At 72.9% G+C, this 22,118-nt stretch carries 16 protein-coding genes; 6 read left to right on the top strand and 10 right to left on the bottom strand.

Annotation, left to right across the window (positions count from 1 at the left end; all coding sequences use genetic code 11):
* Positions 1–78: 78 nt before the first annotated feature.
* The 4 genes from ACVWWH_RS09055 to ACVWWH_RS09040 are packed head-to-tail and all read right to left on the bottom strand — an operon-like array spanning position 79 to position 4,913.
* Entirely contained in the window at positions 79–1,767 is a 1,689-nt protein-coding gene (locus ACVWWH_RS09055) for a glycoside hydrolase family 13 protein (RefSeq protein ID WP_457316347.1), read from the bottom strand.
* Between the two features lie 34 nt (positions 1,768–1,801).
* Positions 1,802–2,626 carry a carbohydrate ABC transporter permease gene (locus tag ACVWWH_RS09050; RefSeq protein WP_457316346.1) on the bottom strand — a complete coding sequence of 275 codons (825 nt, stop codon included), beginning with the start codon at positions 2,624–2,626 and terminating at the stop codon, positions 1,802–1,804.
* 2 nt (positions 2,627–2,628) lie between these two features.
* Positions 2,629–3,567, bottom strand: a complete 939-nt coding sequence (locus ACVWWH_RS09045; protein WP_457316345.1) for a carbohydrate ABC transporter permease — start codon at positions 3,565–3,567, stop codon at positions 2,629–2,631.
* Positions 3,564–4,913 (bottom strand): extracellular solute-binding protein, encoded by a 1,350-nt coding sequence (locus tag ACVWWH_RS09040; RefSeq protein ID WP_457316344.1) that lies wholly within the window; start codon positions 4,911–4,913, stop codon positions 3,564–3,566. The genes ACVWWH_RS09045 and ACVWWH_RS09040 overlap by 4 nt, the downstream gene beginning before the upstream one ends.
* Before the next feature lie 110 nt (positions 4,914–5,023).
* On the opposite strand from ACVWWH_RS09040, the gene ACVWWH_RS09035 reads away from it, so the two are divergent.
* From ACVWWH_RS09035 to ACVWWH_RS09020, 4 genes are all read left to right on the top strand, one after another.
* Positions 5,024–6,055 (top strand): LacI family DNA-binding transcriptional regulator, encoded by a 1,032-nt coding sequence (locus ACVWWH_RS09035; RefSeq protein WP_457316343.1) that lies wholly within the window; start codon positions 5,024–5,026, stop codon positions 6,053–6,055.
* Positions 6,056–6,117: 62 nt separating this feature from the next.
* Entirely contained in the window at positions 6,118–7,512 is a 1,395-nt protein-coding gene (locus tag ACVWWH_RS09030) for an FAD-binding oxidoreductase (protein ID WP_457316342.1), read from the top strand.
* Positions 7,513–7,652: 140 nt separating this feature from the next.
* Positions 7,653–8,957, top strand: coding sequence for a S53 family peptidase (locus ACVWWH_RS09025; RefSeq protein WP_457316341.1), 1,305 nt, complete (start codon positions 7,653–7,655; stop codon positions 8,955–8,957).
* 279 nt (positions 8,958–9,236) lie between these two features.
* Entirely contained in the window at positions 9,237–10,529 is a 1,293-nt protein-coding gene (locus ACVWWH_RS09020) for an NAD-dependent epimerase/dehydratase family protein (RefSeq protein WP_457316340.1), read from the top strand.
* Positions 10,530–10,588: 59 nt separating this feature from the next.
* Here ACVWWH_RS09020 and ACVWWH_RS09015 read toward each other — a convergent pair whose 3' ends face one another.
* Positions 10,589–11,689 (bottom strand): aminotransferase class V-fold PLP-dependent enzyme, encoded by a 1,101-nt coding sequence (locus tag ACVWWH_RS09015; protein WP_457316339.1) that lies wholly within the window; start codon positions 11,687–11,689, stop codon positions 10,589–10,591.
* Positions 11,690–11,932: 243 nt separating this feature from the next.
* Here ACVWWH_RS09015 and ACVWWH_RS09010 point away from each other — a divergent pair, with 243 nt between their 5' ends.
* Both ACVWWH_RS09010 and ACVWWH_RS09005 read left to right on the top strand, forming a co-directional pair.
* Positions 11,933–13,174 carry a S53 family peptidase gene (locus tag ACVWWH_RS09010; protein ID WP_457316338.1) on the top strand — a complete coding sequence of 414 codons (1,242 nt, stop codon included), beginning with the start codon at positions 11,933–11,935 and terminating at the stop codon, positions 13,172–13,174.
* Positions 13,175–13,271: 97 nt separating this feature from the next.
* On the top strand, positions 13,272–14,831 hold the full coding sequence (locus ACVWWH_RS09005; protein ID WP_457316337.1) for a polysaccharide deacetylase family protein: 1,560 nt from the start codon (positions 13,272–13,274) through the stop codon (positions 14,829–14,831).
* Positions 14,832–14,883: 52 nt separating this feature from the next.
* On the opposite strand, the gene ACVWWH_RS09000 is transcribed toward ACVWWH_RS09005, so the two are convergent.
* The 5 genes from ACVWWH_RS09000 to ACVWWH_RS08980 all read right to left on the bottom strand — a co-directional run bounded on the left by ACVWWH_RS09000 (position 14,884) and on the right by ACVWWH_RS08980 (position 22,061).
* A complete protein-coding gene (locus ACVWWH_RS09000; RefSeq protein WP_066496724.1) occupies positions 14,884–15,120 on the bottom strand; it encodes a hypothetical protein in 237 nt (78 codons plus the stop codon).
* A 118-nt stretch (positions 15,121–15,238) separates the two neighbouring features.
* Positions 15,239–15,475, bottom strand: coding sequence for a hypothetical protein (locus ACVWWH_RS08995; protein WP_066496725.1), 237 nt, complete (start codon positions 15,473–15,475; stop codon positions 15,239–15,241).
* 12 nt (positions 15,476–15,487) lie between these two features.
* On the bottom strand, positions 15,488–15,817 hold the full coding sequence (locus ACVWWH_RS08990; protein WP_457316336.1) for a hypothetical protein: 330 nt from the start codon (positions 15,815–15,817) through the stop codon (positions 15,488–15,490).
* 323 nt (positions 15,818–16,140) lie between these two features.
* A complete protein-coding gene (locus tag ACVWWH_RS08985; RefSeq protein ID WP_457316335.1) occupies positions 16,141–19,368 on the bottom strand; it encodes a UvrD-helicase domain-containing protein in 3,228 nt (1,075 codons plus the stop codon).
* Positions 19,365–22,061: a PD-(D/E)XK nuclease family protein gene (locus tag ACVWWH_RS08980; RefSeq protein WP_457316334.1), complete on the bottom strand. Its 2,697-nt coding sequence runs from the start codon at positions 22,059–22,061 to the stop codon at positions 19,365–19,367. Before ACVWWH_RS08980 ends, ACVWWH_RS08985 begins: the two co-directional genes overlap by 4 nt.
* Positions 22,062–22,118 lie beyond the last annotated feature (57 nt).

Raw genomic sequence — 22,118 nt, 5'->3', positions numbered from 1 at the left:
CCCCTCAGTGTCCCCTCCCGGGGCGCCCGGGCGGAGCAGGCCGACGACGGCGGGCCGGCCCGCCGTCGTCGGCCCACCTCAGACCCGCACCCAGGCGGTCGCCTCGGCGGGCAGCTTGCCGCCCTCGGCGGCGGCGCTGGCCAGGAGCAGCTCGCCCTCGGGCAGCTCGACGGGCGCCTCGCCGAAGTTGGCCACGACGTGCCAGCCGCCCGGGCGGGCGAAGTGCAGGACGTCGCCGGACGAGGCCTGCCAGTCGAGCTCCTCGGCCCCCTGCAGCCGGTGCCGCAGCGCCAGCGCCCGCCGGTAGAAGGCGAGGGTGGAGCCGGCGTCGGCGGCCTGGACGCTCGCGGCGTAGTCCCGGAACCAGGCCGGCTGCGGCAGGTGCGAGCCGTCGGCGCCGAAGCCGAACGAGGTGCCGGTGGGCTCCCAAGGGAGGGGGACGCGGCAGCCGTCGCGGCCCACCTCGTTGGCCCCGTTGCGGAAGTAGATGGGGTCCTGGCGGTCCGCGGCCGGGATCTGCCCCACCTCCGGCAGGCCCAGCTCCTCGCCCTGGTACAGGTAGGCCGAGCCGGGCAGGGCGAGCATGAGCAGGGTCGCCGCCTTCGCCCGGCGCAGGCCCCGTTCGGCGTCGACCTCGCCCGGGTCGCCGCCGGCGAGCAGCCAGTCGAGGCCGTCGGTGCCCAGCCCGCGGCGGCCGGTCCCGTTGGGGAGGCCGTAGCGGGTGGCGTGCCGCACCACGTCGTGGTTCGAGAAGACCCACGTCGAGGACGCGCCCGACGCCGCGGCCAGCGCCAGGTTGTTCTCGATGACGGTGCGGAACTGGCCCGGATCGAAGTCGGCCTTGAGCAGGTCGAAGTTGAACGCCTGGCCGAGGCCCTCGGCGGAGGCGTACCGGGGGACGCGGTGCGGCGCGACCCAGACCTCGGCCACGGCCATGCGCGGCGGGGTGTACTCGTTGAACACCTTGCGCCACTCGGCGTACACGGTGTGGACCTCGTCCCGGTCCCAGAGCGGGTGCTCGCCCCCGCGCAGGACCTCGTCCGGGTCCGTGGTCCACAGCCCGTTCTGCGCCGCGGCCATGTCCTTCTTCAGCCCGTGCGCCACGTCCACGCGGAAGCCGTCGACGCCGCGGTCGGACCAGAAGCGCAGGGTGGCCAGGAAGTCCTCGTGCACCTTCGGGTTGTCCCAGTTGAGGTCCGGCTGCTCCTTGGCGAACAGGTGGAAGTACCACTGCCCGGGGGTCCCGTCCGGCTCGGTGACGCGCTCCCACGCGCTGCCGCCGAAGAGGGACTGCAGCCCGTCCGGCGGGAGGGCGCCGTCCGGCCCCCGCCCGTCCCGGAAGATGTACCGGCCGCGCGCGGGGGAGTCCTTCGGGGCGGCGAGGGCCTCGGCGAACCAGGCGTGCCGGTCCGAGGTGTGGTTCGGGACGATGTCCACGATGACCCGGATCCCCGCCGCGTGCAGGGCCGCGGCCATCCGGTCGAAGTCGGACAGGGTGCCGATGCGTGGGTCCACATCGCGGTAGTCGTCCACGTCGTAGCCGCCGTCGGCGAGCGCCGAGGGGTAGAACGGGCTCAGCCAGACGGCGTCGATCCCGAGCTCGGCCAGGTAGGGGATCCGGGAGGTGATGCCGTTGAGGTCGCCGATCCCGTCGCCGTTGGAGTCGGCGAAGCTGCGCGGGTAGATCTGGTAGACGGCGGCCTGCCGCCACCAGTCGGCGTCCGCGCCGGCGAGCGGCCCGGCGTCGAGGGGCTGGGTCTCTGTCATGGCTCCTTCAGTGTGGGGTGGGGCGGGCTGGAGGTCAGCCCTTGACGGTGCCAGCAATCATGGCCTTGATGAAGTGGCGCTGGAAGAGCAGGAACACGATGATCGTCGGCGCCATGATCAGCAGGGAGCCGGCGTTCAGCAGGACCACGTCGGTCGAGTGCAGGCCCACGAAGTTCTGCAGCGCTCCTGCCATGGTGCGCTGGCTGGGATCGTCGACCAGCACGATCGCCTCGAGGAACGTGTTCCAGGTCCAGAGGAACAGCAGCAGGCACAGCGAGGAGACGGCCGGGACGGCGAGGGGCGCCTGGATCCGCAGGAAGCCCTGCCAGGCCCCGGCGCCGTCGATCGAGGCGGCCTCGCCGAGCTCCTTGGGCATGGTGAGGAAGTGCGCCCGCATCCAGAAGACGGCGAAGGGCATGAACTCGCCGATCAGCACGAGAGTGAGGCCCAGCCGGCTGTTGAGCAGCCCCATGTCCCGCAGCTGGTAGTAGAGCGGGACGATCGTCGCCTCGCGCGGGAGGGTCAGCCCGAGCAGGAGCAGGACGAAGAAGACCGCACCGCCGGGGACCTTGAGCTGGCCGAGGCCGTAGCCGGCCATGGTGGCGATCAGGGCCGCGGCGGGGACTACGCCGGCGACGAGGAGGAGGCTCGAGAGGAGCAGGGGCGTGACGTTGGCGACGTTCCAGGCGTCGATGAAGTTGTGCCACTGCGGGTCCGCGGGCCACTCGATCCCGACCGGGACGGTCCCCTGCCGGTGCAGCGCCGCCGTGAGCATGCTCGCGAGCGGGACGATGGAGAAGAGCATGGCGGCCAGGAGCAGGGCCAGGCCCGGGAGCCGTTCTTTCAGTGGTGCCCTCATGGTCAGTCCTCCGTCCTGAAGAGCCGCTGGAGAGGCAGGACCACGGCCAGGATCAGGACCGTCAGCACGAGTGCGAGGGCCGAGGCCAGGCCGACCTGCGCTTCGGTGAAGCCGAGCTGGTACACGAGCACGCCCGGGACCATCGTGGAGTAGCCCGGACCGCCCTGGGTGGACATGAAGATGATGTCGAAGCTGGCGAGGGCGGAGATGATCGTCACCGTGATGCAGACCCCGAGCTCCTGCTTGAGCCCCGGGAGGGTCACGGAGACGAGGGTCCGCACGAACCCGGCCCCGTCCAGGCGCGCGGCCTCGTAGATGGAGGCGTCGATCTTCCCGATCCCGGACAGGAGCAGGATCATGCAGAAGCCCAGGTTGATCCAGGTGCCGATGATCCCCACGGCCGGCAGGGACCAGGTGAAGTCGCCGAGCCACGCGCGGGCGAGGCCGCCGAGGCCCACCGCGGAGAGGACCTGGTTGGCGGTCCCGCTCGAGGAGAACATCCAGACCCAGGCGATCGCCGCGGCCGCGCCGGGGATGATCTGCGGCAGGAAGAGGACCGTTCGGGCCAGCGTGCCGAAGGCCTTGGCCCGGATCTCGCGCAGGAGCGCGGCCATGAGCAGGCCCCCGGCCACGGGCAGGGCGGTGAAGAAGAGGATGAGGAAGAACGCGTGCGCGATGCCGGAGAGCAGGTGCGGGTCGGTGAGGACGCGGACGTAGTTGGCGACGCCGACGAAGGTCGCCACCGTGATCCCGTTCCAGCGGTAGAACGAGTACTGGATCGCGGCCGTGAGCGGCTTGAGCACGAACACGCTGTAGAAGACGAGGGCGGGGAGGACGAACAGCCATCCGCCCCAGCGCCGGAGCGGGCGCCGCGGCCTGCGGGACGGGGCCGCGGCGGCCCCCGAGCGGGTCTCGGGGGCCGCGGTGCGGAGGGCGGTCACTTGTTCAGGTCCTGCTGGTACTGGGTCTGGACGGCCTTGAGCGCCTCGGCGGGCGAGGTCTTCCCGGCCGCGAGCAGCTGGACCTGGGCGGTCCAGACGCTGCTGGCGCCGCTGCTGGCGTTCTGGACGTACTGGACCTGCCCGTCCGCGGCGACGAGGCTGGAGAAGGCCTTCTGGATCTGGCCGGAGAGGGCGTTCTTCGTGGCGGGGACGTCCCCGGAGCCGCTCGGGGCGAAGCCGTTGTCCACGGCGATCTGGCGCGCCTCGGGCGAGGTGAGGAAGTTCAGGAAGGCCGCCGCCGCGTCCTTGTTCTTCGACTTGGCGGGGATGCCGAAGTTCGACGCCGGATCCGACATCGCGAGGACCTTGCCGCCGGCCTGGGCCGCGGGCGGGAGCACGAACCCGACGTTGTCCCCCATCTGCTTCTGGAGCGAGGAGGAGTCCCAGTTGCCCGAGGCGTAGAAGAGCGCCTCGCCGCGGGCGAAGCGCCCGAGCGCGTCGGTCGCCTGGGTGCCGTTCGTGTCCGCGTTGAAGTAGCCCTTCGCAGCCCAGTCGGCGATGGTCTGCGCGGCCGCGGTGGCCTCGGGGGTCGCGATGCTCGCCCCGGGCTGGTCGAAGATCCACGCGTTGAGCTGCTTCTGGCCCACGCTGTTGTTGAGCGCGAACTGCAGGGCGGTGGCCAGCTGGCCGGTCTGGTTCCCGGCCATGATGCCCGTGATGCCGGCGGCCTTGGCCTTCTGCAGGTCCGCCTCGAGCTCGGAGGTGGTGGCGGGCGGCTGGGAGATGCCCAGGCGGGAGAGCAGGCCCTTGCTGTAGTACAGGCCGGTCACGGTGAAGCCGGAGGCCACGGTGTACTGCGCCCCGGTGCCGCGCACGCCGTCCGGCGTCGAGGTGTACTGCGCGAGCTGGCCGCCGGGGAGCTTGTCCCAGTGGTAGGCGGACGCCCACGGCGCCAGATCGGTGAGCAGGCCGCTCTCGACGGTGTCGCCCAGCGCGCCGATGCGCGCGATGTCCGGCGGCGTCTCGGAGGAGAGCACGCGCGGGGCGTTGACCGCCTGGACGTTGTCCGGGTCGAAGCGGGTGGTGATCTTCACGTTGGGGTGCTGCTTCGTGAACGCCCCGATCAGCGCGTCGTCGATCGGCTTGAGCCCGGCCCCGTCGTAGAGCGTCAGCGTGACCGGCTGTGAGCCGAGGTCCGTGCTGGCCGTCGAGGGCACGGCGGCCGCGGCGGACGAGCTTCCCGGCGGGCTGCAGGCGGACAGGAGCGTCGCGGCGAGGGCCGCCGTGGCGGCCAGCGCGGCGGCCGCGGCACGGGTGCGGGCAGGGCGAAGACGGGTCGGGCCCATAGGTGGTTTCCTCCGCTGGCGGGATCGTGCGCTCCACCTTCGGAAGCGCTTCCGAAAGTGTTATCGGAAGCGCTTCCGAAGTCAAGGGGACGCCGGGGTAGGATCGCCGTGTGAACTCCCAGACGGCGCCGAGCCTCGCCGATGTTGCCCGCCACGCCGGGGTCTCGCTCTCCACGGCGTCGCGCGCCCTCAACGACGCCTACGGGGTCTCGGCGGTCACCCGCGCCCGGGTCCTGGAATCGGCCAGCGCCCTCGATTTCGTGGTCTCGCCCGATGCGCGGCGCCTGGCCATCGGGACCACCGGGCGGGTCGCCGTGGTGGTGCCGCACATCGAGCGCTGGTTCTTCGGCCAGATGGTCAGCGGGATCGAGCGCGTGCTCTCCGAGGCGGACTTCGACATCCTGCTCTACCACGTCGACGACGCCGAGGACCGCCGCGAGTTCCTGGCCAGGCTGCCCGCCCGCCGCAAGGTCGACGCCGTGGTCGTCGTGGCGTTCCCCGTGGGGGAGGCCGAGCGCGAGCGGCTCGAGCTCATCGGGGCCAAGATCATCGCCGCCGGCGGCCAGTCCGCGTCCTACCCGTACGTCTGCATCGACGACGTCAACGCCGGCCGGCTCGCGATGGACCACCTCACCTCCCTGGGCCACCGCAGGATCGCCATGATCGCCGGCAGCGACCCGGACCAGCCCGGATGGCCGGCCACCCCGGGCCGGTCACGGGCCTACGAGAGCGCCCTCGAAGCGTTGGGGGTCAGCCCCGACCCCGCGCTCGTCAGGGACGTCGACTGGAACCCGGTGAACGCCGCCAAGGCCATGGCGGACATCCTCGATGCGGCGGGGGAGCCGCCGACGGCGGTCTACGCCCACTCCGACGAGCTCGCCTTCGGCGTCCTGCACACGCTGCGCAACCGCGGCTACCGCGTCCCCGAGGACATCTCGGTCATCGGCATCGACAACCACCCCCTGGCGGAGCTGCTCGACCTGACCACGGTCGCGCAGGAGGTCGGCGAACAGGGCGCGGCGGCCGCCCGGCTGGTCCTGCGGGCCCTCGGACGTGAACAGGCCGAGCCCGGCGCGGGCCCCGGCGTCATCGCCCCCGTGCACCTCGTCGAGCGCGCGAGCACCGCCCCGCCGCGCTCCTGAAACCGGCCGGGTCGCCCACCGGGTCCCGGCCGGGAGACCCCGCCGAGGGATAGAGTCCACCCATGCCCACCTCCGAGACTGCCGGCACCGCCACCCTCGAAGCCCGCCTCCCCGCCGGCCGCGTCCTGACCGCGCAGGCCTCCCTCGCGGGCTACCTCCACGACGAAGGCGAGTGGGCCGTCTACGGCGACCCGCGCGCCGTCGTGCGTCCGGAGAGCACGCAGGAGGTTGCCGAGGTGGTGCGCTGGTGCGCCGAGACCGGCACGCCGCTCGTGGCGCGCGGGGCGGGGACGGGGCTCTCGGGGGCGGCGAACGCGATCGAGGGCTGCGTGGTGGTCTCCTTCGAGCGGATGAACGCGGTGCTCGAGGTCAACGCCGCCGAGCGGTGGGCCCGGGTCCAGCCCGGCGTGGTCAACGACGACCTGCGCGCCCACGTGGCCCAGCACGGCCTCTGGTACCCGCCGGACCCGGCCTCGTCGCCGTGGTCCACGATCGGCGGCAACGTCGCCACGAACGCCGGCGGCATGTGCTGCGTCAAGTACGGCGTGACCCGGGACTACGTGCTCGAGCTCGAGGTGGTCACCGGCACGGGGGAGATCACCCGGCTCGGCACCCGGACCGCGAAGGGAGTGGCGGGCTACAACCTCGTCGGCCTCATCGTGGGCTCGGAGGGCACCCTCGCCGTGGTGACCGAGGTGGTGGTGCGGCTGCGCCCGCTGCCGCCGGCGCCGATCACGGTCGCCGGGATGTTCGACTCCCTGGTCGACGCCGGCCGGGCGGTGGCGCTCGTGGCCGAGTCCGGGATCAGCCCCTCGGCGCTCGAGCTCGTGGACCGCCACTGCCTCAAGGCGGTGGACGACTGGAAGCACATGGGCCTGTCCACCGACGCGAACGCGGTGCTGATCGGGCGCACCGACGCCCGCGGCGAGCAGGGCGAGTTCGAGGCCGCGGAGCTCGCGCGCTGCTTCGAGGAGGCCGGGGCCAGCGTCGCCGCCGTCTCGGCGGACGAGCAGGAGTCCGAGGCCCTCTACGCCGCCCGCCGCCTCGCCTACCCGGCGCTCGAGCGGCTCGGCCCGGTGCTCACCGAGGACGTCTGCGTGCCCAAGGCCAGGGTCCCCGAGGTCCTCGCCCGGATCGAGCAGATCGCCGCGGCCCACGACGTGCTGATTGCCAACATCGCCCACGCCGGGGACGGCAACCTGCACCCGCTCATCATCACCGAGCCAGGGGACGAGGCCGCCAAGGCCCGCGCGCACGCGGCGTTCACCGAGATCATCGACGCCTCCCTCGCCGCCGGCGGCACGGTGAGCGGCGAGCACGGCGTGGGCACCCTCAAGCTCGACGGGCTCGCCAAGGAGCTCCCGCCCGCGAGCCTGGCCCTGCACCACGCGGTCAAGCACGCCCTGGACCCGCACGGCATCCTCAACCCCGGCCGCGCCATTCCGCCGCTGCCGTAGGGGGGGCAGGGGACAGAGGCGCACGACGGCGGCCGCGCACCCCGGGCGCGCCGCTCGCCCGCCGCCCGGGGCCACCGCTGTGCAAGGCTTTCCTGAGTTTCCCCCAAGATCGCCCTGCCCGGCCCCTACCCGTCCGTAACGTGGTGTGCGGAGCTGGCCGCCGGCCAGAGTCAACGCACCCGCGGCAGGCCCGGACCCCCTGCCGCGCACCACGCACAAAGGGGGCGGTCCACATCAGGAAGCTACTCTCCGCCGCCGGAACGGCGCTGCTCGTCGCGGCAGCGCTCGCCACCGGCACCACCGCCGCGACCGCGGCACCGCCGGCCGCCAAGGCAGCCAGCCACTCGGTCAAGGTCTGCGCCGACGCCAAGCCCGGCGAGGCCGCCTGCGCCGCCCGCGCGGCCACCGACCCTGCCGGCAGGCGCATCACCAGCAACGCCCTGCCGCCCGCGAGCGCCCTCACGCCCGCGCAGCTGCGCTCGGCCTACAACCTCACCGGCACCGCCTCGGGCGGGCGGACGGTGGCGATCGTCGACGCCTACGGCTACCCGAACCTCGAGCGCGACCTCGCCGCGTACCGGAAGCAGTTCGGCCTGCCGGCGTGCACCTCCGCCAGCGGCTGCCTCAAGGTCCTGAACCAGACCGGCGGCACCAAGCTGCCCAAGTTCGACCTCGGCTGGGCGCAGGAGCAGGCCCTCGACGTCGACGCCGTCTCCGCCGCGTGCCCGGACTGCAAGATCGTGGTCCTGCAGGCCAGCACCGCCTCCTTCACCAACCTCGGCACCGCAGTCCAGACCGCGGCCAAGCTGCCCGGCGTCGTCGCCATCTCCAACAGCTACGGCGGCTCGGACGCCTCCGACGCCACGTACGGGAAGTACTACAACTTCCCGGGCATCGCGGTCACGGCCAGCGCCGGCGACAACGGCTACCAGGGCGCCTCCTACCCGGCGGCCTCCTCCTACGTCACCGCGGTGGGCGGGACCAGCCTCAACCAGGCGTCGAACACCCGCGGCTGGACCGAGTCCGTCTGGTCCGGCACCGGCTCCGGCTGCTCGGCCTACAACGCCCCGCTCGCCGCCGCGGCCGGCTCGAACACCGGCTGCGCGAACCGGGCGATGAACGACGTCGCCGCCGCCTCCGACCCCTCCAACGGCGGCCTCGCGGTCTACTACCCGACCTCGAGCACGAGCTCCACGTGGGGCCAGTTCGGCGGCACGAGCGAGGCATCGCCCATCATCGCCTCCGTCTACGCCCTCTCGGGCAACACCGGCTCGAAGGCCACCGGCACGTACGCCAACAGCATCCCGTACGCCCACACCGGAGCGCTGTACGACGTCGCCTCCGGCTCCAACGGCACCTGCACCACCACCCAGTGGTGCACCGCCCGCACCGGCTGGGACGGCCCCACCGGCCTCGGCACCCCGAACGGCACCGGCGGCTTCTGACCGCTGCGGCCTTCCGTGCCACAGGCTCCGACGGCCCGGGCCCGCGTTTCTCATTGGGGGGACGCGGGACCGGGCCGCCGGCGTTGCTGGTGTGCCCCGTGGATCGTGGGCCCTGTTGCTGGTGTGCCCTGGGCGCCGTCTGTTGCTGTTGCGTTATCGGTGTTTGCTCGGGGCAACCTGTGCGTTCCACCATGGGTCGGTGGGGAATCTGGGACCCCGCGGCACAGGGGCGGACGTGGGGAACGCGTCCGGCTGTGGCGAAGAGCGGAAGGCACCCTCATGCACCCCCAGAGCTCATCCTCCCCAGCGGGAACGATCATGGTCCTCGGCGGCGACGGCTACCTCGGCTGGACGCTCGGACTGGCACTGGCCAGCCGCACCGGCCGACAGGTGGTCCTCGTGGACAACCTCATCAAACGCCGATGGGAGAAGGAGGCCGGGGCGAAGGTCCTCGTACCCCTCAAGACGCCCAGGGCGCGCATCGCCGAGTACGAGAGGCTCTACGGCGGCCAGAACCTCTCCTTTGAGAAGGTCGAGCTCCTGGACCCCGGCGCCGTGGAGCGGGTCATCGCGAAGTACCGGCCCGCCGTCGTCATCAACGCTGCCCAGCAGCCCTCGGCGCCGTTCTCGATGAGCAGTGCCAAGAACGCCGCCGCCACGTTCTCGAACAACATCGTGGGCCACCTCAACGTCCTCTGGGCCATCGCCGGTCTGAGCAAGGCGACCACCTACATCAAGCTCGGGTCGGCTGGGTGCTACATGGGCACCGACACCGACTGGATCCCGCTGGAGAAGAAGGACTTCACCTTCGAGGACCACGGGGCACAGCACCAGGTCCTGCAGGGCTTCCTGCCCATGCAGGCCACCGACTTCTACCACCAGTCCAAGATCACCGACCTGCTGATCGACGACCTCTGCTCGAAGATCTGGGGCCTGAAGGTCATCACCGTGCAGCAGGCCACCATCTTCGGGGCGACCATCCCGGAGAACCACCCCGAGGAGTGCGCCGGCCTCGCGGCCCGGTTCAACTACGACTCGGTCTTCGGCACCGTCTTCAACCGCTTCGTGTGCCAGATGGTGATCGGCCACCCCCTCACCGTCTACGGGGACGGGAGCCAGAAGACGGGCCTGATCAGCCTCGAGGACACGGTCGAGAACTTCCTGGAATTCACCGACCTCGACGTCGCCCCGGGCGAGCACCAGGTCCTGCACAACTACACACACCGGCTGAGCATCAGCGAGATCGCCCAGCGCCTCGCGGCCATCGACCCGTCCACCCAGATCAGGCACCTCGCCAACCCGCGCCAGGAGCCGGTCGGCCGGCTGGACCCCCACGTCGAGGTGCACGCGGCGATCGCCGCCCGGCACGCCGACAAGGAGGCCCGGCTCCAGGCGGACATGGCCGCGATGCTGGAGTTCACGTACCGCTACCGGGACAACATCGACCCCTCGATCATCCTGCCCACCGTGGACTGGTCGGTGGAGGAGACCGAGGCGCCCGCCCCGGTGCGGCGGGACCCCGGCGCCGTCCTCCCGGCCCCGGCCTTCTACCGGGAGGTCGCGGAGGGCTAGCTCGGAGGGGGACTAGCTCCGGACGGGCTGTCTCCGGACTGGACTCGCTCCGTACCGGATCAGTTCCGGGCGTGGTCCAGGAACTCGCGGGTGTGCCGGGCGAGGACCTCGGCCTCCTCGAGCGTGGACTCGTGGATGAAGGACATCCGCGCCACGTCCTCGACGACTTTGATGTAGACGTTGCGCTCCATGAGGAACGCGGACAGGGCCTCCGGGTCCTCGGTGCGCATCGAGACGATGTTGCTCTGGCGCGTGCCGTGGTCGATGAAGTCGATGCCGTGCTCGCGCAGGATCCCCTTGATCCCCTGCAGCAGGGCGAGGTTCTTCTCCTGCACAGCGTCCATGCCGAGGACGTTGAGCTCCCGCAGCGACGCGTGCAGCGCCGCGAGTCCGGCGACGTTCTGGGTGCCGTCCTGGAAGCGCGCGGCGGTGTCCTTGAGGACGTAGGACTCCTCGTCGAACCGCTCCATGCTGCGGATGCCCACCCGACTGTGGCGCAGGGAGGGCATGAGCCCGCGCCGCACGTACATGAACCCGATGCCCATGCCGGCGCGCAGGTACTTCTGGCCGCCGCACACGAGGATGTCCACGGGCGTCTCGGCCAGGTCGAAGGAGCGCGCGCCGATGTGCTGGACGGCGTCGATCACGAGGAAGATGCCCCGCTCGCGGCACACGCGCGAGAGGAGGGCCAGATCCGGCATGAACCCGTCGTAGCGCTGGGCCGAGGACATGCTGATGGCGCGGGTCCTGGGGCTGACGGCCTCGAGCAGCCGGTGGAAGGCGGCCTCGTTGTCGCGGCCCGTGATGACCCTGACCGTCACGCCGTCGTGCCGCTTGCGCAGCCACGGCAGCAGGTTGGCCGGGTACTCGTTGCCGAGCACGAGCACCTCGTCGCCCGGATCGAGGGGCAGCACCTCGCTGGCGATGATGATGCCCTCGGTCGTGTTCTTCAGGTAGGTGATCTCCGCCGGCGCGCAGTGGAGCAGCCGCGCGGCCTCCTCGGCCATCTCGTCGGCCAGCCGGTCGTAGCGGTAGAGCACCTCGGGCGGGCCGTACTGGTAGAAGTCGGCCATGAAGTCCCGGGCGGCCTCGTAGGCAGTCCGGCTCATCGGCGCAACGGTCGCGTAGCTGAAGAAGGTCTTCTCGGCGATGGGCTTCATGGTGCTGCGCAGCCTACTGGATGGGTGCCCTCGCCGGGGAGAGGCTGCGGTCTGGCGTCCACCGGCCGCCGCGGGCGCGCTGACCTGCCACGGCGAGGTTTCCTTCAGCTACTGCCCAGTTGCCCTACTGCCGGGCGCCCGGGGCACCTACCCTCGAAGCAAGGGCTGGCCGTCGCCAGCGATTAAGCAGATGCGGCAGGCACGTTGTCCGCCTGCGGCGTCCGGACGCCAGGAGGAGCCCCCATGATCAGGAAGCTACTGTCCGCCGCCGGGGCGGGACTGCTCGTGGCGGCAGCCCTCACCGCCGGAGTCCCCGCAGCCAGCGCGGCGCCGCCGGCGGGCGCCTCGGCCGCCCCCCTCGTGGTGCGGGCCGCCGATCCGTCCATCCAGATCTGCCCGCCCCCGGGGCCCGGGCAGGTGGCCTGCGCCGCCCGCCAGGCGATCGACGCCGTCGGCCGGGCCGCGGGCGGCGCGGCGGCCCCGCCCGCCGGAGCCCTCACGCCCGCCCAGCTGCGCTCGGCCTACAACCTCAAGGGCACCGCCTCGGGCGGGCGCACCGTGGCGATCGTCGACGCCTACGGCTACCCGAACCTCGAGCGGGACCTCGCCGCCTACCGCAAGCAGTTCGGCCTGCCTCCCTGCACCACGGCGAGCGGCTGCCTCACGATCGTCAACGAGAACGGCGGGAAGGCCCTGCCCCGGTTCGACCTCGGCTGGGCGCAGGAGCAGGCCCTCGATGTGGACGCCGTCTCCGCCGCCTGCCCGGACTGCAGGATCGTGGTCCTGCAGGCCAGCACCACGGAGATCACGAGCGTGGGCACCGCCGTCCAGACCGCGGCTAAGATGCACGGCGTCGTGGCCATCTCCAACAGCTACGGCGGCGCCGACGCTTCCGATGACGCCTACGGGAAGTACTACAACGTGCCCGGCATCGCCGTGACGGCCAGCGCCGGGGACTCCGGCTACCAGGGCGGGTCCTACCCCGCGACGTCCTCCTACGTCACCGCGGTGGGCGGCACGAGCCTGACGCCGGCGCCAGGGACCAAGCGCGGCTGGGCCGAGAGCGTCTGGGCCGGCACCGGCTCGGGCTGCTCCGCGTTCAACGATCCCCTGGGCGCGGCCGACGAGTACGGCACCGGGTGCGACAACCGGGCGATGAACGACGTCTCCGCGGCCTCCGATCCGGCCCATGGCGGCCTTGCGGTCCACTATCCGACCTCGGCCGCGAGCGCCAGCTGGGGCCAGTTCGGTGGCACGAGCGAGGCCTCCCCGATCATCGCCTCGGTCTACGCCCTCGCCGGCCACACGGGTTCCAAGGGGAAGGACACGTACGCGAACAGCATCCCGTACGAGCACTCGGAGGCGCTGTTCGACGTGCAGTCCGGCTCCAACGGCACCTGCACCCCCGCGCTCTGGTGCACCGCCGGCCCGGGCTGGGACGGCCCCACCGGGCTCGGCACGCCCAACGGCACCAGGGGGTTCTGACCGGGAGGACCAAAGCCTCACGCGGTAGCAGGGCTCCCAGGAGGATCATGGGCACCACAGGCCCGGGACCCTCCCGGGCAGGCCCCGAGGGGTCACGATGCGCCGCTTCCCAGCCGTCCTCGCGATGTTCGCGCTGCTGGTCCTCACCGGCTGGACGGCCGGGGGCGGCCCGCTGCCCGTCCTCGTCCCGGCCGCCCTCAACGCGATCGACGCGCACTACGAGCAGCTCGGCGGCGCGGCCTCCTTCCTCGGCGCGCCCCTGGGCTCCGAGTACCCCGTGGCCGGCGGCGCGGGCCGGGACTACCAGGGCGGGAGCATCTACTGGAGCGCGGCCACCGGCGCCTGGGAGGTCCACGGCGGCATCCGCACCGAGTACCTCGGCCGCGGCGGCCCGGGCGGCTTCCTCGGCTTCCCGCGCACCGACGAGACCACCACCCCGGGCGCGGGCGGGCGCTACAACGACTTCACGGGCGGCTCGGTGTACTGGAGCACGGCCACCGGGGCGCACGAGGTCCACGGCGGGATCCGCGCCGAGTACCTCGGCCGCGGCGGTCCGGCCGGCTTCCTCGGCTTCCCGATCCGGGACGAGAGCCCCACCCAGGCGCCGACGGGACGGTACAGCGAGTTCACGGGCGGCTCGGTGTACTGGAGCCCGGGCACCGGGGCGCACGAGGTCCACGGCGCCATCCTGGCCAGGTACATCGGGCTCGGCGGGACGGCCAGCGTCCTCGGCTTCCCGGTGACGGACGAGACCGCGGCGCCGGACGGCGTGGGCCGCTACAACCACTTCAGCGGCGCGAACGGCTCCTCGATCTACTGGGACCCGTTCTGGGGCGCCCACGAGGTCCGCGGCGGGATCCGGTCCCAGTGGGCCTCGCTCGGCTGGGAGCACGGCCGGCTCGGGTATCCGATCAGCGGCGAGTACAGCATCACGGGCGGGCGCCGCAGCGACTTCCAGCACGGCGCGATCCTGTGGAACTCGGCCACCTCCACCACGCAGGTCATCTACACGGCCCTCCCGGCCTCGCTGAACGGCGTGGACCTCGGGCGCATCCCGACCAGCCGGAGGGTCGTCGCGCTGACCTTCGACGCCGGCGCCAACAATGCCGCCGTCCGCTCCATCCTGAACACCCTCGCGGCCAACGGCGTGCCGGCCACGTTCTTCCTCACGGGGGCCTGGGCGAACCTGTTCCGTGCCGACGTGGCCGCGATCGTCGCCGGCGGCCACACGGTGGGCAACCACTCCATGACGCACCCGTACTTCACCACGCTCACGGACGCCCAGATTGCCGCCCAGGTGGGCAATGCGCAGGCCGCGATCCTCGGCGCCGGCGCCGACCCGCGTCCCTTCTTCCGCTTCCCCTACGGCGACCGCGACGCCCGCACCATCGCGGACGTCAACGCCGCCGGGTACGCCGCCATCCGCTGGACCGTGGACACCCTCGGCTGGGAGGGCACCGTGGGCGGGACCCGAGGGCCGGACTTCGTCCTCCAGCGCGTCATGGCCGCGGCCCAGCCGGGCGAGATCGTGCTCATGCACCTCGGCTCGAACCCGGACGACGGCTCGACCCTCGACGCGGCCGCCCTCCCCGCCGTCATCGCGCAGCTGCGCGCCGCGGGCTACGGGTTCGTGACGCTCGACGCCGCGCTCGGCTAGCGCCTCGCGGGCCAGGGCGTGGTGGCGTCAGCGCCGGCTCAGGTCGGCCTGGTCACACGGGGTACCGCAGCAGGTGCCAGTAGGGCGAGCCCGGAGTGACGTACGCCCATTGGTACTCGTCGACCCCGATGCTCGGCAGCCACAGCCAGTTGCCCACCACCACGAGGCCCGGGCACGAGTAGCCGCAGGCGGGCGGAGGTGGCGGGGCCGCGGCAGCTTCCACTGCCGGGGCAATCAGGAGCAGGGCGGCCGCGACAGCCACGGCCCCCGCGAGCTTCTTCATCGTCATGGTCGATCCCGTCGAGACCCCGAGACCAGGAGACAGGTTCCCTCAGTCCAGCCATTGTCCCCAGCGCCCCTCGCCGCGGTCAACGGACGGCGGCCCGAAGGAAGTAGCGGACCGTGGTCTATCTGCCGGCCAGGTCGTCGGCCACCCGTCGAAGGTCTTCCATCCAGCCCTTCGAGCGGTTCGGCTCCCGTGCGGCCCCTTCGAAGTTCTGCAGCGCCTGGGCGAGGCTGTCCAGCGCGGCGGAGATGTTGGCCTTGACCGCGCCGTAGCCCTCGTTGGAGCGGGGATCGGAGGACGCGGCCACGAGCAGGTCCGCTCCGGCGCGAACGACCAGGGACGCCTCGAGTTCGTTCATGTGCAGGATTCCTCAGGGAAGCTGGGGCCGAGGTTCGCGGTCGTTCTGCAGGGCGACCGCGCACGTGAAGCCCGCGAGGTCCTGCCAGTGCAGCGGAATGGGCTCGCTCGGCGTTGCGCCGACAGACGAGAGCCAGGCCATGAGGTCGGCCCGGTCGTCGAACGTCAGGTGCGTCCCATCGATGAGGGCGCCAGCCATGAGCTCCTCGATGTCCTCGGGACGGGAGATCACCGCCTCCCACCACCCGTTCTCGGTCCAGCCGCCGAGGCGACGGACCGCAAGGGATAGCTTCGATCCGGTCAGGAGGCCGGAGGCGGCGTCCGAAATCATGGTGCGGTACATTCGGCGATCGTGGTCTTCCATGGCATCCCGTCGGGTGGTGTCGAAGAGGATGCAGCCGAGGCCGGTGACGTCATACTCTCGTGGAGTCGAGGAGGTCGCGGGGCAAGCCAGACGCCGCGGACGGCCGATGGCCGTAGCAGCCAAGTATACGCGGCCAACGACTGGCCGATCGTCTTTGCGGACGTTCCGGCGCGCACGGTGGTCACCGACGGCAAGGACCTCGACCAGTACGGGTACGCCGGGCCGCCCCTCGCAGGCCTCCGGGACAGCGTGGCGGGGGACACCCTGACCTCCTGACGGGCGGGGACGCGTGCCAGGAGCCCTCACGCCACCTCGTACACGCGCCCGAGCGCCGGCAGGTGCATGAGCACCCGCACCACGGGCCGGCCGGTCGCGGCCTCGACCGCGCGCCGGTAGGCGTCCATCTGCCCGAGGTAGTGGGCCCGGATGTGCCCTGCCGGGTCGTGGCCCGGGTACGTCTTGTGGTCCACGAGCACGAACCCGTCCGGGCCCTCGAGCAGCAGGTCGATCCAGCCCTCCATCGTCTGCCCGTCCGGGCGCCACCCGATGGCCGCCTCCCGGTGGCGCACCCAGCCGGGGAACTCGGCATCGAGCCACGCCTCGAAGCGCTCTCCCGCGGTGGTGAGGAGCGAGGCGTCGATGGTCCGCGCCACGCCCCACCGTTCCACGAGGCGCCCGGCGAGCCGCGCCCGGCCGGCGGGGTCGAGGGCGCGGAATTCGGTGCCGAGGTACGCGTGCACCGCGCTGCCCACGGCGCCCCACTCCTCGGAGCCGTGCGTGGCCAGGGGCGCGCCGAGCAGCGCGGCCTCGCGGATCTCTGCCTCCAGGCCCTCCGCGGACACCTCGCTGGCCTTCAGCCGTGCCGGGCGGCGGACCGCGCCGGCCCCCGCCGCGGGCGGGTCGACGAACCGAGGCAACCACCCGCCGTCGTCCGCCACGTCCTCCGCCGGCTGCAGGCACGCGAGCCGCGCCGGGATCTGGGTGTCGCGGCAGACGGTCACCGCCCCGGCTGCGGGCTCCTCGCCTGCCTTCCACGCCACGAGGGACTCGATCCCGAGGTCGTTGAGCATGCTGGGGGAGCCGTTCTTCGCCGTGAGCACGGTGGTGTGCGCGGAGCGGGTCATGCCCACGTACATGAGCCGGGCCTGGTTGCGCTGCTCGCGGGCGAGGAACCGCGCGGCGGCCTCGGACTGCTGGGCCCGCTGGTCCAGGGCCGACCCGCCGTACGGGAACGGGCTCGGCCACAGCCGGATCCACCGCCCTGCGAGGGGATCGGCGAGGTCGAGCTCCCGGGTCTGCTCGACGCCGGTCCCGAACGGGCGCGCCTTCGTCTCCTTGTCCAGGCTCTCCATGACCACCACGGGCCACTCGAGCCCCTTGGCGCGGTGGTAGGTGAGCACGTTGACCACGTCCGGGCCCGAATTCTCCGCGGACTCGTGCTCGTCCGAGGCGAAGTACTCGAGGAACCCGCGCAGCGTGGCCGGCTCCCGGAGCGCCCGGCACCGCTCGTAGTACAGCTCGACCGCGCCGCGGAAGGCGTCTAGGTTCCGCAGCCGCCGCTCGGGGGCGGACCATCCCGCGATCAGCTGCGGCAGGCCCAGCACGCCCGTTACGGCCTCGAGCACCTCGGTGGGGGTGGCCGCGACGGCCTGCTCGCGCAGCGCATCGAGGGCGGCGACCACGGGCACGGCCCGCCACGCGTCGTGCACGAGCCGGGGCCCGGCGACCACCTCGCCCGCCTCGTTGCGCACCTGCTCGCGGGGCACGACGGCGCCGAGCAGCTCCCGCTGCCACGTCAGGTGGGAGGGGTGCTCGGGGTGCAGGGCCACGAGCTCGGCGAGGGCCACGGTGTCGTACCGGTCGGCGACATAGGCCATCCCGGCCCGGGCCAGCTGCACCTCGCGGGCGCCGCCGAGGGCGCGCGGGTCCAGGCTGGCCCGCAGCCCCAGGGCGTCGAGCGCCGCCGCGACCGCCCGGACCTCGGCGTTGGTGCGCGTCAGGACGGCCACGTCGCAGGGCCGCAGGCCGGGGCGCCGCCCGAGGAGGTCCTTCACCCCGGCCGCGGTGGCGCGGAGCCGGTCCTCGGCGCGGCCCGCGGGCCGGGACCAGGCCTCGACGCTCCCCGGGTCCTCGCCGAGGGCGGCGGCGCGCGCCGGCGGCAGCTCGAGGTGGACGGACTCGGCCGTCATGCCGTGGTCCGCGAAGACCCGCTCGAACACGGCATTGGAGAGGTCCACCACCGTCTGGCGCGATCGCCACGTGTGCGAGAGCTGCTCGCGCCGCTCCGCCGGGACCCGCGCCATCACGGCCTCCATGAGCTCCGGGTCGGTGCCGCGGAACTCGTAGATGGCCTGCTTCGGATCCCCCACCCACACGGAGCGCCGCACGAGGGCGCCCAGCTCGAGGAAGAGGGCCAGCTGCAGCGGGCTCGTGTCCTGGAACTCGTCCACCACGAGCACGTCGACGCGGGCGCGGAAGGATTCCCGGAAGGCGCGGTTGTGCCGGGCCAGGTCCAGGACCCTGGCCTCCTGGTCCACGAAGTCCATGAGGGCGTTGTCCCGCTTGAACTGCTCGTAGGCCTCGAGGGACTTCGCGGCACAGCGGAACAGCCCGCGGACGTAGCCCTCGAGGTCGGCGTGGAGGGCCGGGTTGGAGAGCAGCTCGGCGCCGATCCGGTCGCGCAGGGGCCCGAAAATCTTCTTCAGCGGCGCCGGGGCGCCCGAGCCGAGGAAGCCGCGCCACACCTCCCACGGGGTCGTCTCGACGCTCTGGGCCCGGGCGATCCGGTCGAGGACTTTGGGGTGGTTCTCGAGGAAGGACTTCGTGGTGAGGTTCGCGGCGGTGCCGTCCTCGTGCACGCCGCGGGCCACGGTCCTGTCCAGCTCGGCCCGCAGCCCGTGCAGCTCGCGGAACCACTCGGGGCGGCGGTCCTCGCCGGGCGGGTCGAGGAAGCCCCGGAACCCGGCCCACGAGGGCTCCGCGCAGGCCAGCACCGCGTTGGCGTCGAGCCGGTTGGCGCGGGCCAGGTTCACGATCCGCTGGAGCGTCTCTTCCCACGACTCGACCCCGTACCCCTGCGCGAGGTCGGGGTGGGTGCCCAGGCGCACGGCGATCGGGGCGAGGACCTCGGCGTGCTCGGCGCGGATCTCGTCCGTGGCCAGCCGGAACATGGCCGCGAGCTGGTCCTCGCCGATCACCTCGAGCGCGGGGGAGAGGCCGGCGTCGATCGCGTACTCAGCGAGCAGCTGCCCGCAGACGCTGTTGACCGTGCCGATGAGGCTCGCCCCGAGCTGCTGGGACGCCGCCGCGAGGGCCGGTGCCGGCGCCCTGCCGCCGGCGTCGAGGAGCCGGGCCGCGATCCGCTCCTGCAGCTCCCCGGCGGCCTTCTTGGTGAAGGTCGTGGCCATGATCTTCTCCGCCGGGGTCCCGGCGGTGATCTCCTGGACGATCTTCTCGGTGAGCGTGTATGTCTTCCCGGTCCCTGCGCTGGCCGAGACCATCGTGACGTTCTCCAGCAGCTGCGCGCTCACGAGTAGTCCCCCCTCAGCCCGCAGAGGGCCCCGAAATGGCAGAACCGGCAGCCCGGTTCCACGTACAGGCGGCCCACCGCAGTCTCGGCGTCCTTGACGGTGGTCGGCTCGCCGCCCTCGGCGGCGGCCGCCTCGGCCTGCGCGGCGGCGAACGCGTCCTCCACGGGCTTGGTCGCGGTGACCCGGCCGGCGAGGACCTGCTCCACCGTGAACTCGGCCGACCGCACCGCCCTGCCCCACAGCTGGGCCGGGTCCTCGTCCCGCGGGATGGCCGGCCCGAAGTGCCCGTGCGCCGAGGCGAACGCGTGCTGCTTGAGGAGGAAGTACGCGGTCGGGTCGTCCGGCGGCGCCTCGCCCTCGTGCAGCGCCCACTGGTACAGAGCCAGCTGCAGGGCGGTGCCCTCCTTGATCTTCTGGCGCAGGTGCTTGGCGGAGTTGTACCACTTGAGGTCCACCACCACGGTGCGGCCCTGCTCGTCGATCCCCACGGCGTCCGCGCTGCCGCGGACCGGGACGGTGAGGACGCCGTCCGGGGTGACGAGCTGCAGATCCTTGGAGATCGGCTTCTCGACTTCCTGCAGCGCCACGCCGCCCTTCTCGAGCCCGCGGAAGAACTCCCGGGCGGCGACCGTGACCGCGTCCACAACGGTGAGCCGGCGCGCCTTCTGCCCCGGCAGGAGCAGCTCGGAGGCGAGCTGGGGGAGGAGCTCGCCGATGACCTCGGCGATCTCCTCGTCCTCGGGCACGGCCCGGTGCGCCGCGCGGATCCGCCCGTGCAGCACCTCGATGACCCGATGCGCGAACGAGCCGATCATGCGGCTGCCCTCGGGGATGTCCGCGGCGTCCGGCACCCGCAGGGCGCCCTTGCGCTCGAGCGCCCACCGCATCGAGCAGCCCAGCAGCACGTCGAGCTGCGAGTAGGACATGGTCTCCGGCGCGAGCGCCGCGTTGGCCCCGACCTCCTGGACCGGATCGGGTGCCGCCGGCCGGTGCGCCGTCGCGCGGGCGAGCGTCGCCGTCCGGCCCGCGAGGCTCCACGCCCCCTGCCCGTCGGTCAGGTCCGCCGGCGCGCGGGTCGCCCGCCTGATCCGGTCGCCGAGCCCTTGGTCCGGTGCGGCCGGGGGCCCGTAGCGCTCCACGAGGGCTTCGAGCAGGGGGTTCGGGACCACGCGCTCGCCGTTGCGCTGCGCGAGGTGCACGAGCACGAGCCGCCGGCACCGGGCTGCGGCGGCCAGGGTCTCGCGCACCGCCAGCGCCGTGAGGTCCTGCGGGGTGGGGAGCTCGACGCCCACCCGGGCGAGGGAGGCGGCGTCGTGCGGGTCCCAGCGCCGCACCGTGGGCGCGGCCGCCGACTGGAACCCCCACCAGAGCGCGTCCTCCACGTCCTCGCCGAGCTCCACGAGGTGGTTCAGGCGCAGCCAGGGCGCGGCCTCGGCGGGGCCGAGCGGCTCGGCGCCGGCCGTGACCACGGAGGCGATGATGCGCCGGAGGTCCTTGCGGCCCACGTGCCGCAGCGGGGCGACGAGCGCCAGGACCCGGCGCAGCTGCGCGGCCGTGGTCTGCAGCCGCGGCACGACGGCGGCCCTCGCCGTGAGCGCCGAGGCGAACCAGGCCGCCGCGTCGACGAGCTGCGCCCCGCTCGGCAGGCGGTGCTCCACATCGGGGAGCAGGCCCGTGCTGAACAGCCTGTCCAGGGTCGCGGCGAGTTCGGGACCGAGCGTCTCGTCCTCGCCGATCGCCCGGATCGCCGCGTCCCACACGGGACCCCGCGTCCCGGGCTCGCGGCTGAGCGCGCGCAGCAGGTGCCGGGCCGCGCGGCGCCTGACCGGCGAGTCCTCGAGCGTGAGGAACTCCGCGAGCAGGTGCACGTTGACCGGCTCCCACACGAGCTCGAAGAAGAGGGGGATGAGCTGGTCCTGGGCGCGCCAGGCCGAGCGGGCGCCCACGCCGAGCCGCGGCCGGCCGTGCAGGGCCAGGTACTGGTCCAGGACCGCTGTGGGGTCCGAGCACACCACGGCCGTGCTCGTGCCGGTGCCGGCGGCGAGCCAGCGCGCGGCATGCTCGGCGGCCTCCCACTCGGTCTCGGCGGCCAGGACCGTCAGCTCGGGCGCGCCCGCGGGCTCGGGGGCCTCGCTGATCCTGACCCCGCGCCGGCGCAGTGCCCCGATGATCCTGCGCCACACGGCCGGGAAGGTGCCCTCGGGGTGCTGAAGGACCAGCTCGTCGATGCCGAGCGGCAGGGCGCTGCCCTCGAGCTCGGCGAGCAGCTCCACGACGTCGTCCGCGAGCGATGGCGCGAGCGGTCCGTTCCCAGCCCGCTCGCCCCCCGCGGTCTGCCGGCCGAGGCCCTCCGCCGCGGCGAGGGTCTGCAGCAGGGGAGAGGCCTCGCCGTCGAGCGCGCCGTCCCAGCCGTTGGCCACCGCATCGTCGCGTGCGGCGAGGAGCTCCTGGGCCGTGGACCAGGGATCGGCGGCGAGCGAGCGGTGGAACCAGGCCTCCGGCGCGTCCAGGTGCTCGAGCCGGCGCAGGTACTGGCTCACGCGCTCGGCGTTGGGCACCTCGGGGCGGGTGAGCCCGAGGCGCGTCTGCAGGAGTCCGATGAGGTTCTTGCGGCCCACCCGCACGCGGTTCAGCCCCGGGCTCGCGTACGCCCACGGCGCGCGATCGAGGAACCACCCGAACTCGACGATCATCCACTCACCCTAGCCAACCCGTCCGACAGAACGGGCGCGCCCCAGCCTAGGGCCACA

The sequence above is a fragment of the Sinomonas sp. RB5 genome, assembly GCF_054063535.1.
This window is presented reverse-complemented; position numbering and strand designations above follow the sequence as displayed.